This window comes from Streptomyces sp. SAS_281 (assembly GCF_052542855.1).
This window is the reverse complement of the sequence record NZ_JBMNDO010000023.1, coordinates 70,420-81,483: the sequence shown is the minus strand read 5'-3', so window position 1 is coordinate 81,483 and position 11,064 is coordinate 70,420. Positions and strand designations below refer to the sequence as shown.

Annotated in this window: 13 protein-coding genes; 9 read left to right on the top strand and 4 right to left on the bottom strand. The window is 69.9% G+C overall.

Annotated elements, in window-relative coordinates; genetic code table 11:
• Positions 1–60: 60 nt before the first annotated feature.
• The 3 genes from ACN6LM_RS11695 to ACN6LM_RS11685 form a co-directional block, all read right to left on the bottom strand.
• A complete protein-coding gene (locus tag ACN6LM_RS11695) occupies positions 61–1,074 on the bottom strand; it encodes a COX15/CtaA family protein (RefSeq protein ID WP_445065255.1) in 1,014 nt (337 codons plus the stop codon).
• 75 nt (positions 1,075–1,149) lie between these two features.
• Positions 1,150–1,917, bottom strand: coding sequence for an ABC transporter permease (locus ACN6LM_RS11690; protein WP_445065254.1), 768 nt, complete (start codon positions 1,915–1,917; stop codon positions 1,150–1,152).
• Positions 1,914–2,846: an ABC transporter ATP-binding protein gene (locus tag ACN6LM_RS11685; RefSeq protein WP_445065253.1), complete on the bottom strand. Its 933-nt coding sequence runs from the start codon at positions 2,844–2,846 to the stop codon at positions 1,914–1,916. The genes ACN6LM_RS11690 and ACN6LM_RS11685 overlap by 4 nt, the downstream gene beginning before the upstream one ends.
• Positions 2,847–2,982: 136 nt before the next feature.
• Here ACN6LM_RS11685 and ACN6LM_RS11680 point away from each other — a divergent pair, with 136 nt between their 5' ends.
• From ACN6LM_RS11680 to ACN6LM_RS11640, 9 genes are all read left to right on the top strand, one after another.
• Complete coding sequence (locus tag ACN6LM_RS11680) at positions 2,983–3,723, top strand: helix-turn-helix transcriptional regulator (protein WP_445065252.1); 741 nt, start codon at positions 2,983–2,985, stop codon at positions 3,721–3,723.
• Entirely contained in the window at positions 3,720–5,141 is a 1,422-nt protein-coding gene (gene sufB / locus ACN6LM_RS11675) for a Fe-S cluster assembly protein SufB (protein WP_018104622.1), read from the top strand. The genes ACN6LM_RS11680 and sufB overlap by 4 nt, the downstream gene beginning before the upstream one ends.
• Positions 5,142–5,200: 59 nt before the next feature.
• Positions 5,201–6,382, top strand: a complete 1,182-nt coding sequence (gene sufD / locus ACN6LM_RS11670; RefSeq protein ID WP_445065251.1) for a Fe-S cluster assembly protein SufD — start codon at positions 5,201–5,203, stop codon at positions 6,380–6,382.
• Positions 6,382–6,699: a bifunctional 3-phenylpropionate/cinnamic acid dioxygenase ferredoxin subunit gene (locus ACN6LM_RS11665; RefSeq protein ID WP_018555702.1), complete on the top strand. Its 318-nt coding sequence runs from the start codon at positions 6,382–6,384 to the stop codon at positions 6,697–6,699. Before sufD ends, ACN6LM_RS11665 begins: the two co-directional genes overlap by 1 nt.
• 7 nt (positions 6,700–6,706) lie before the next feature.
• Positions 6,707–7,471 (top strand): Fe-S cluster assembly ATPase SufC, encoded by a 765-nt coding sequence (gene sufC / locus ACN6LM_RS11660; RefSeq protein ID WP_445065250.1) that lies wholly within the window; start codon positions 6,707–6,709, stop codon positions 7,469–7,471.
• Positions 7,468–8,724, top strand: a complete 1,257-nt coding sequence (locus ACN6LM_RS11655; protein ID WP_445065249.1) for a cysteine desulfurase — start codon at positions 7,468–7,470, stop codon at positions 8,722–8,724. Before sufC ends, ACN6LM_RS11655 begins: the two co-directional genes overlap by 4 nt.
• 20 nt (positions 8,725–8,744) lie before the next feature.
• A complete protein-coding gene (gene sufU / locus ACN6LM_RS11650; protein WP_445065248.1) occupies positions 8,745–9,200 on the top strand; it encodes a Fe-S cluster assembly sulfur transfer protein SufU in 456 nt (151 codons plus the stop codon).
• Positions 9,197–9,535, top strand: a complete 339-nt coding sequence (locus ACN6LM_RS11645) for a metal-sulfur cluster assembly factor (protein ID WP_018104628.1) — start codon at positions 9,197–9,199, stop codon at positions 9,533–9,535. The genes sufU and ACN6LM_RS11645 overlap by 4 nt, the downstream gene beginning before the upstream one ends.
• Before the next feature lie 105 nt (positions 9,536–9,640).
• A complete protein-coding gene (locus ACN6LM_RS11640; RefSeq protein ID WP_383298251.1) occupies positions 9,641–10,006 on the top strand; it encodes a VOC family protein in 366 nt (121 codons plus the stop codon).
• Between the two features lie 19 nt (positions 10,007–10,025).
• Here ACN6LM_RS11640 and ACN6LM_RS11635 read toward each other — a convergent pair whose 3' ends face one another.
• Positions 10,026–11,045 (bottom strand): hypothetical protein, encoded by a 1,020-nt coding sequence (locus tag ACN6LM_RS11635; RefSeq protein WP_445065258.1) that lies wholly within the window; start codon positions 11,043–11,045, stop codon positions 10,026–10,028.
• Positions 11,046–11,064: the final 19 nt, after the last annotated feature.

The following is an 11,064-nucleotide window of genomic DNA, read 5'->3' as shown; positions in this document are numbered from 1 at the left end:
ACTCCGACGGCGTACAGCCGTGGAGCGGGAGCCCCGGTCCGTTTCCGTGTGCGCCCCGCCTCAGCCGGCCGCGGCGGGCTCCACCTGCTCGGCCGCCGGCTCCGGCACCGGCGCGACGGCCACCGGCCGCTCCCGCAGCGACAGCAGTACGCGGACGACCCCGATCCACACCAGGCACGAGCCGAACATGTGCAGCCCGACCAGGATCTCCGGGGTGTCGGTGAAGTACTGCACATAGCCGATGACGCCCTGGCCCAGCAGGATCAGGAACAGCTCACGCGTCCGGTGCATCGGCCCGACCGGCGCGTCCACGGCCTTCAGGACGAACCAGAGCGCGACGGTCAGCGCCACCACGACCCAGGCCAGGTCCGCGTGCAGCTGGGCGACCATCTTCCAGTCGACCGGGATGCGGTGCACGTCGCTGGAGTCACCCGCGTGCCGCCCGGCGCCCGTGACCACCGTGCCCACGGCGACCAGGAGCCCCGCCGCGACCGCCAGCAGCCAGGCCAGCTGTGCGACCGCCTTGCCGACCAGCGGGCGCGGCGCCTCGTCGCCCTCCCGGATCCGCTGCCAGGTCATGAGGGCGACCGTGAGCAGCGCGGTGGACAGCAGGAAGTGCGCCGCCACGGTGTACGGGTTGAGGCCGACGAGCACGACGATGCCGCCGAGCACCGCGTTGCCCATCACGATCCAGAACTGGACCCAGCCGAGCCGGGTGACGCCGCGCCGCCAGGGCTTCGCGGAGCGGGCGGCGATGATCGCCCAGCCGACGGCCGCGCACAGCACGTACGTGAGCATGCGGTTGCCGAACTCGATGGCGCCGTGGAAGCCCATCGCGCTCGTCGCCGTCAGGCTCTCGTCGGTGCACTTCGGCCAGGTCGGGCAGCCGAGGCCGGAGCCGGTGAGCCGGACGGCGCCGCCGGTCACGACGATGAGGACGGCCATCACGATGGCGGACATGGCCGCGCGGCGCACCGTCCTGGGCTCGGGCGTCCAGCGCTCGGCGATGTACAGCAGCGGGTTGCGCAGGGCTTGAGCGACTTCGGCTCGGGTCAGCTTGGGCACGCGCACCATGGTAGGACGCCGCTTGTGCAAGCTTTCACGAGGGGGACGAGTTACGCGTAACGGCGACGGAACGCGTCCGCGGGCTCACTCCCAGCGGAAGAACCGGGCCGCCGCTCCGAGCCCCAGCACCGTCCAGACCGCCAGGATGCCCAGGTCGCCCCACGGCATCCCGGCGCCGTGCTGGAGGACGTCCCGCAGCCCGTCCGAGAGGGCCGCGATCGGCAGCAGGCCCAGCACCGACTGCGCCGCGTCCGGGAACTTCTCCAGCGGCACGATCACCCCGCCGCCCACCAGGAGGAGCAGGAAGACCAGGTTGGCCGCGGCGAGCGTCGCCTCCGCCTTCAGCGTCCCGGCCATCAGCAGCCCGAGCCCCGAGAAGGCGGCGGTCCCGAGCACCAGGAGCAGCAGCACCGCGAGCGGGTTGCCGTGCGGCGACCAGCCGAGCGCGAAGGCGATCACCGTCAGCAGGACCACCTGAAGGACTTCGGTGACCAGCACGGACAGGGTCTTCGCGGTCATCAGCCCCCAGCGGGGCAGCGGTGAGGCGCCGAGCCGCTTGAGCACCCCGTAGCGCCGCTCGAAGCCGGTGGCGATGGCCTGGCCGGTGAAGGCGGTCGACATCACGGCCAGTGCCAGCACGCCGGGCGTCAGGAAGTCGACCGGCTCGCCCGCGCCGGTGTCCACGATGTCCACGGAGCTGAAGAGCACCAGCAGCAGCGTCGGGATGACCACGGTCAGCAGCAGCTGCTCGCCGTTGCGCAGCAGCATCCGGGTCTCCAGCGCGGTCTGCGCGGCGATCATGCGCGGCAGCGGGGCGGCGCCCGGCCGGGGGGTGTACGTACCGGCGCTCATGCGCGCAGCTCCTTGCCGGTCAGTTCGAGGAAGACGTCCTCCAGGGTGTGGCGCTCGACGGAGATGCCGGAGGGCATCACGCCGTGCTGCGCGCACCAGGAGGTGACGGTGGCCAGCAGCTGGGGGTCGATGTCGCCGGTGATGCGGTACGCGCCGGAGCTCAGCTCGTCCGCCTGCGTGCCGTCGGGCAGCGCCTTGAGCAGCGAGCCGAGGTCGAGCCCGGGGCGGCCGGTGAAGCGCAGGGTGTTCTCGGCGCCGCCCCGGCACAGGGCCTCGGGGGAGCCGTGGGCGACGATCCGGCCGGCGTCGATGACGGCGACCTCGTCGGCCAGCTCCTCCGCCTCGTCCATGAAGTGGGTGGTGAGCACCAGGCTCACCCCGTCGGCGCGCAGCTCCCGGACCAGGTCCCAGGTGGAGCGGCGGGCCTGCGGGTCGAGCCCCGCGGTCGGCTCGTCCAGGAAGACCAGCTCGGGCCGGCCGACGACCGCCATGGCCAGCGCGAGCCGCTGCTGCTGGCCGCCGGAGAGCCTGCGGTAGGAGGTCCGTCCGCAGGAGCCGAGGCCGAGCCGTTCGATCAGGGCGTCGACGTCGAGCGGATGGGCGTGCAGCTTGGCCATGTGGCGGAGCATCTCGTCGGCGCGGGCCCCGGAGTAGATGCCGCCCGACTGGAGCATCACGCCGATCCGGGGGCGCAGCCGCGCGGCGTCGGCGACGGGGTCGAGGCCGAGGACCCGGACGGTCCCGCCGTCGGGGCGGCGGTAGCCCTCGCAGGTCTCGATGGTGGTGGTCTTGCCGGCGCCGTTGGGGCCGAGCACGGCGGTGACCGCGCCGGCCGGGATCTCCAGATCGAGGCCGTCCACCGCGGTCTTGTCGCCGTACCGCTTCACCAGGCCGCTGATCCGGACGGCCGGGCGGGGCTCGCTGTTCATGGCGAATGAGTCTAGGCAGCTGTCCGCCGGTCCCCGGCCCCGGGGCTCGATTAGGTGACCCTAAGTGATGGAGAGCACCGTTGATCGTTTCGGACCGTGGTTGTCACGGCCGGAGGAATTACGCAACAATGGCGTTGTGAAATACGCGGGCGAGGCTCCTCAGGAGGAACTCGCGACCGGTGAGCGCTCGACGCGCAACCGTGTCGCGCGGTCCATCCTGGACCACGGCCCGTCCACCGTCGCGGAGCTGGCGAAGCGCCTGGGGCTCACCCAGGCCGCCGTCCGCCGCCATCTCGACGCGCTCGCCTGCGACGGCGTGGTCGAGGCCCGCGAGAAGCGGGTGTACGGGGCGCGGACCCGGGGCCGTCCGGCCAAGGTCTTCGCTCTCACCGACTGCGGCCGGGACGCCTTCGACCAGTCCTACGACACGCTCGCCGCGGACGCCCTGCGCTGGATCGCCGAGACCGCGGGCGACGAAGCGGTCATGGCGTTCGCCCGGGCCAGGACCGCCGAGCAGTCGGCGGTCTACCGCGCGGCGATCGAGGCCGCGGACCCCGAGGCCCGTACGGAGGCGCTGGCCAAGGCGCTGTCCGCCGACGGGTACGCTGCTACGGCGCGCAGCGCGCCGGGCCCGCAGCAGGGTGAGCAGCTGTGCCAGCACCACTGCCCGGTCGCGCACGTCGCCGAGCAGTACCCGCAGCTGTGCGAGGCGGAGACGGAGATCTTCTCCAGCCTCCTGGGGACCCATGTGCAGCGTCTGGCCACCATCGCCCACGGCGACGGGGTGTGCACGACGTACATTCCGCGCAGCGGACACCCCACCCCACAGACCACCGATTCAGCATCTGCAAGCACGGCCGGGAGGAACCCCGCATGACGCTCCCCACGGAGACTGCCCACCCTGAGCTCGAGGGCCTGGGCACGTACGAATTCGGCTGGGCCGACTCCGACGCGGCAGGCGCGGCGGCCAAGCGCGGCCTCTCCGAGGCTGTCGTCCGCGACATCTCGGAGAAGAAGAACGAGCCCGAGTGGATGCTGAAGCTGCGGCTCAAGGGCCTCAAGCTGTTCGGCAAGAAGCCGATGCCGAACTGGGGCTCGGACCTGTCGGGCATCGACTTCGACAACATCAAGTACTTCGTCCGCTCGACGGAGAAGCAGGCGGCCTCCTGGGACGACCTGCCCGAGGACATCAAGAACACGTACGACAAGCTCGGCATCCCGGAGGCGGAGAAGCAGCGCCTCGTCGCCGGTGTCGCCGCGCAGTACGAGTCCGAGGTCGTCTACCACCAGATCCGTGAGGACCTGGAGGAGCAGGGTGTCATCTTCGTCGACACCGACACCGCGCTGAAGGAGCACGAGGAGCTCTTCAAGGAGTACTTCGGCACCGTCATCCCGGTCGGCGACAACAAGTTCGCCTCGCTGAACACGGCCGTCTGGTCCGGCGGCTCGTTCATCTACGTGCCCAAGGGTGTCCACGTGGACATCCCGCTCCAGGCGTACTTCCGTATCAACACGGAGAACATGGGCCAGTTCGAGCGGACGCTGATCATCGTCGACGAGGACGCCTACGTCCACTACGTCGAGGGCTGCACGGCCCCGATCTACTCCTCCGACTCGCTGCACTCCGCGGTGGTCGAGATCATCGTGAAGAAGGGCGGCCGCTGCCGCTACACGACGATCCAGAACTGGTCGAACAACGTCTACAACCTGGTCACCAAGCGCGCCGTGGCCTACGAGGGCGCGACCATGGAGTGGGTCGACGGCAACATCGGCTCCAAGGTCACCATGAAGTACCCGGCCGTCTACCTGATGGGCGAGCACGCCAAGGGCGAGACCCTGTCCATCGCCTTCGCGGGCGAGGGCCAGCACCAGGACGCCGGCGCCAAGATGGTCCACATGGCCCCGAACACCTCGTCCAACATCGTCTCCAAGTCGGTGGCGCGAGGCGGCGGCCGCACCTCCTACCGCGGTCTGATCGAGATCGGCGAGGGCGCGCCGGGCGCGAAGTCCAACGTGCTGTGCGACGCGCTGCTCGTGGACACGATCTCCCGGTCCGACACCTACCCGTACGTGGACGTCCGCGAGGACGACGTGTCGATGGGCCACGAGGCGACCGTCTCCAAGGTCTCCGAGGACCAGCTCTTCTACCTGATGAGCCGCGGCATGACGGAGTTCGAGGCCATGGCGATGATCGTGCGCGGCTTCGTCGAGCCGATCGCGAAGGAGCTCCCGATGGAGTACGCCCTGGAGCTCAACCGGCTGATCGAGCTGCAGATGGAGGGTTCGGTCGGCTGATACGCCGCCGAACGCGTCCTGAAGAGTTCTTGACTGAGAAAGCGAGCACTACGACAGCCATGGCTGAGGCTCAGAACATCCCCGCGGGGTCCACCACCGCCGGTTCCATCGCGGTGGCCGCGGAGTCGACCGTCGCCACGCGCATGAGCGCGCCCCCGTCCTTCGACGTCGCGGACTTCCCCGTCCCGCACGGCCGCGAGGAGGAGTGGCGGTTCACCCCGCTGGAGCGGCTGCGCGGTCTGCACGACGGCACCGCCGCCGCCACCGGCAGCGGTGTGAAGGTCGCCATCGAGGCCCCCGCGGGCGTCGTGGTCGAGACCGTCGGCCGCGACGACGCCCGGCTGGGCCGGGCCGGCAAGCCGGTCGACCGGGTGGCCGCCCAGGCGTACACGTCCTTCGAGCAGGCCCACGTCGTCACGGTGCCCAAGGAGGCCGTGCTGACCGAGCCGATCCGGATCGCCGTGCACGGCGAGGGCGGTGTCGCCTACGGCCACCAGGTCGTCGAGCTGGGCGCCTTCGCCGAGGCCGTCGTCGTCATCGACCACACCGGTGACGCGGTGCTCGCCGCCAACGTCGACTACGTCCTGGGCGACGGCGCCAAGCTGACCGTCGTCTCCGTGCAGGACTGGGACGAGCGCGCGGTCCACGTCGGCCAGCACAACGCGCTGGTCGGCCGGGACGCCTCGTTCAAGTCGGTCGTCGTCACCTTCGGCGGCGACGTGGTCCGGCTGCACCCCCGGGTCGCGTACGCGGGCACCGGTGGCGAGGCCGAGCTGTTCGGCCTGTACTTCACCGACAAGGGCCAGCACCAGGAGCACCGCCTCCTGGTCGACCACAACACCCCGCACTGCAAGTCGAACGTGGCCTACAAGGGCGCGCTCCAGGGCGACGAGGCGCACGCGGTGTGGATCGGCGACGTGCTCATCCAGGCCGCAGCCGAGGGCACCGACACCTACGAGATGAACCGCAACCTGGTCCTCACGGACGGCGCGCGGGTCGACTCGGTGCCGAACCTGGAGATCGAGACCGGCGAGATCGTCGGCGCCGGCCACGCCTCCGCGACCGGCCGCTTCGACGACGAGCAGCTGTTCTACCTCCAGTCCCGCGGCATCCCGGCCGAGGAGGCGCGCCGCCTCGTCGTGCGCGGCTTCTTCGCCGAGCTGGTCCAGCAGATCGGCCTTCCGGACGTCGAGGCCCGGCTGCTCGACAAGATCGAGGCCGAGCTGGAGGCGTCGGTCTGATGGCCTTCGTCAAAGCCTGTGCGCTGAGCGAGCTGGAGGACGACACCCCCAAACGGGTGGAGCTCGACGGCACGCCGGTCTCCGTCGTCCGCACCGAGGGCGAGGTGTTCGCGATCAACGACATCTGCTCGCACGCGAACGTCTCGCTGTCCGAGGGCGAGGTCGAGGACTGCTCGATCGAGTGCTGGCTGCACGGATCGAGCTTCGACCTGCGCACCGGCAAGCCGTCCGGCCTTCCCGCGACGCGCCCCGTCCCCGTATACCCCGTCAAGATCGAAGGGGACGATGTGCTCGTCTCCGTCACCCAGGAGTCCTGAGTCACCCATGGCAACGCTTGAAATCCGCGACCTGCACGTCTCCGTCGAGGCCGACAACGCCACGAAGGAGATCCTCAAGGGCGTCGACCTGACCGTGAAGCAGGGCGAGACCCACGCCATCATGGGCCCCAACGGGTCCGGCAAGTCCACCCTCGCGTACTCCCTCGCAGGCCACCCCAAGTACACGATCACCAGCGGCACGGTGACCCTGGACGGCGAGGACGTCCTGGAGATGTCCGTGGACGAGCGGGCCCGCGCCGGCCTGTTCCTCGCCATGCAGTACCCGGTCGAGATCCCCGGTGTCTCGGTCTCCAACTTCCTGCGTACCTCCGCCACCGCCGTCCGCGGCGAGGCCCCCAAGCTGCGTACCTGGGTGAAGGAGGTCAAGGAGACGATGGCCCGGCTCCAGATGGACCCGGCCTTCGCCGAGCGCAACGTCAACGAGGGCTTCTCCGGCGGTGAGAAGAAGCGCCACGAGATCCTCCAGCTGGAGCTCCTCCAGCCGAAGGTCGCCATCCTGGACGAGACCGACTCCGGTCTGGACGTCGACGCCCTGCGCATCGTCTCCGAGGGCGTCAACCGCGTCCGCGAGACCGGCGAGGTCGGCACCCTGCTGATCACGCACTACACCCGGATTCTCCGGTACATCAAGCCCGACTTCGTGCACGTGTTCGCCAACGGCCGGATCGCCGAGTCCGGCGGTGCCGAGCTGGCCGACAAGCTGGAGAACGAGGGCTACGAGGCATACGTGAAGGGTGGCGCTGCCGCGTGACACATCTGCCGGGCCTCCTCGACACCGAGGCGATCCGCAAGGACTTCCCCCTCCTGGACCGCACGGTCCACGACGGCAAGAAGATCGTGTACCTGGACAGCGCGGCGACCTCGCAGAAGCCGCGCCAGGTCCTCGACGCCCTCAACGAGTACTACGAGCGCCACAACGCCAATGTGCACCGGGGCGTGTACACGATCGCGGAGGAGGCCACGGCGCTGTACGAGGGCGCCCGTGACAAGGTCGCCGCCTTCATCAACGCGCCCAGCCGCGACGAGGTCATCTTCACGAAGAACGCCTCGGAGTCGCTGAACCTCGTGGCCAACATGCTCGGCTGGGCCGACGAGCCCTACCGGGTCGACCACGAGACCGAGATCGTCACCACGGAGATGGAGCACCACTCCAACATCGTTCCCTGGCAGCTGCTCTCGCAGCGCACGGGCGCGAAGCTGAAGTGGTTCGGCATCACCGACGACGGCCGGCTCGACCTGTCCAACATCGACGAGATCATCACCGAGAAGACGAAGATCGTCTCCTTCACGCTGGTCTCGAACATCATGGGCACGCACAACCCGGTCGAGCAGATCGTCCGCCGCGCCCAGGAGGTCGGTGCGCTCGTCTGCGTCGACGCCTCCCAGGCGGCCCCGCACATGGTGCTCGACGTGCAGGCGCTCCAGGCCGACTTCGTGGCCTTCACCGGTCACAAGATGGTCGGCCCGACCGGCATCGGCGTGCTCTGGGGACGGCAGGAACTCCTGGAGGACCTGCCGCCGTTCCTGGGCGGCGGCGAGATGATCGAGACCGTGTCGATGCACTCCTCGACCTACGCCCCCGCGCCGCACAAGTTCGAGGCCGGTACGCCCCCGATCGCGCAGGCCGTCGGTCTCGGCGCGGCCGTGGACTACCTCTCGGCGATCGGCATGGAGAACATCCACCGCCACGAGCAGGCCATCACCGCCTACGCGGTGAAGCGGCTCCTGGAGGTGCCGGACCTGCGGATCATCGGTCCGGCCACCGCGGAGGACCGCGGCGCGACGATCTCCTTCACGCTCGGCGACATCCACCCGCACGACGTGGGGCAGGTGCTGGACGAACTGGGCATCGCGGTCCGGGTCGGCCACCACTGCGCCCGCCCGGTCTGCCTGCGGTACGGAATTCCTGCGACGACGCGAGCGTCGTTCTATCTGTACTCCACGCCCGCCGAGGTCGACGCCCTGGTGGACGGCCTGGAACACGTCCGGAATTTTTTCGCCTAGACGCGGCTGGGGATTGACTCGTGAAGCTGGATTCCATGTACCAGGAAGTGATCCTGGACCACTACAAGCACCCTCACGGGCGCGGTCTGCGGGACGGCGACGCCGAGGTGCACCACGTCAATCCGACGTGTGGTGACGAGATCACGCTGCGGGTGCGGTACGTCGGCGAGACCATCGCCGACGTGAGTTACGAGGGCCAGGGCTGCTCCATCAGCCAGGCCAGCGCGTCCGTGCTGAACGAGCTGCTGGTCGGCAAGGAACTGGGCGAGGCGCAGAAGATCCAGGCCGCGTTCCTGGAACTGATGCAGTCGAAGGGGCAGCTGGAGCCCGACGACGCGATGGAAGAGGTGCTGGAGGACGCGGTCGCGTTCGCCGGCGTCTCCAAGTACCCGGCCCGGGTGAAATGCGCGCTGCTGAGCTGGATGGCGTGGAAGGACGCGACGGCGCAGGCGCTGTCCGAAGGGAAGACCGCATGAGCGACAACGAGACCGTGACGACCAAGCCGGCCTCCGAGGAGGAGGTCCGCGAAGCGCTGTACGACGTGGTCGACCCCGAGCTGGGCATCGACGTCGTCAACCTGGGGCTGATCTACGGCATCCATATCGACGACGCCAACATCGCCACCCTCGACATGACCCTGACGTCCGCGGCCTGTCCGCTGACCGATGTCATCGAGGACCAGGCGAAGTCCGCGACGGACGGCATCGTCAACGAGCTCCGGATCAACTGGGTCTGGATGCCGCCGTGGGGTCCGGACAAGATCACGGACGACGGCCGCGAGCAGCTGCGCGCGCTGGGCTTCAACGTCTGAGCCTCCCCGTACGGCGCGCACGACCCGTACGACCGAAACGGCCCCGGCATCCGCCGGGGCCGTTTCGGTGTTGTCCTCGTGGGGTGCGCCGGGCAGACTCCGTCCATGGCTCTTCGCTTCCATCAGCTCGCCGTCGATGCCCACGATCTCCCCGCCCAGGCGCGTTTCTGGTGTGCCGCCCTGGACTGGCGGGTGCTCTACGAGGACGCGGACGAGATCGTCATCGGGGCCGACGAGGCCGCCCTGCCCGGCATCTGCTTCCTGCCCGTGCCCGAGGACAAGGCGGTCAAGAACCGGCTGCACATCGACCTCTCGCCGGACGACCAGGCCGCCGAGGTCGAACGGCTGATCGGGCTCGGCGCCCGGCGCGTCGAGGTCGGCCAGCCGTCGGACGTGACGTGGGTGGTGCTGGCCGACCCGGAGGGCAACGAGTTCTGCGTACTGCGCCCGAAGAAGACGCTCACCGACTGAGGCCGGGGCGCCGGGGCCGCTACGCCGGGTACGGCGGCGGGACGGCGGCGGCCTCGGCGAGGACCGGCGCCAGGTTCTCGGTGCGGATGCGCCGGTCCACGTACAGCAGCCCGGTCACCAGCGGCGGGAACACCGCGACGATCAGCTGGCTCACCAGCTGGCCGAGTACTCCGACGACCAGGTAGCCGCCGAGTGCGGTGATGATCGCGGCCGGGTGGGTGTTCTCGTCGAAGGCGGCCCCGCCCAGCGCGCCCGTGAACATGCCGAGGAAGCTGAACGGCAGCTGGATGATGTAACCCGCCACGGAGGCGATCATGCCCGCGAGCAGCGTCATCCCGCAGATCCGCCACCAGTCGCCGCGCACCAGCAGGGCCGAGCGGCGCATCGACGCCACGGGCCCCTGGTTCTCGAACACGGCGGCCGAAGGGGCGAGCGACAGCCGCACCCAGAGCCAGATGGCCAGCGGGATGAAGGCGAGGAAGCAGATCGCGCCCACGACGATCAGTGCCACCGCGCCCCCGCCGCCGTCCGTGGCGACCGCGGTGATGATGCCCCCGGTGAGCGCGGCGATCGCGAGCACCATCGGCACCATGGTGATCAGCCCGGTCAGCAGCAGCGTGCCGATCACCGCGGGCGTCCGCGCCCAGGCCCGCCGCCAGATGGCGGAGAACGTCGTCGGCCGGCCCAGCACCGCCTCCTGGAGGACCGCCGGCACCGCCGCGTAGACCACGGCCGAGGCGATCACCATCGCGAGGAACCCGAGGAGCACGACCACGCCGAACGCGACGACCACCGGCACCACGTCCCCCGAGGCGGCGCTCTCGCGCTCGTCCAGATCGAACAGCCGGTCCAGATGGTCCGAGACCGCCGAGTACGCGACGGCGACCGCCGCGCCCACCACGACCAGCGCCCCGCCGTACAGCGCCGCGCCCACCGCGAAGAGCTGCTTCCCGTAGCGGCCCAGCGTGGAGAACGCGCCGTTGAATATGTCCCCGAGCTTCAACGGCCCCAGGGGTATGACCCCCGGCTTCGGCGGCATCCAGCCACCACCACCCCAG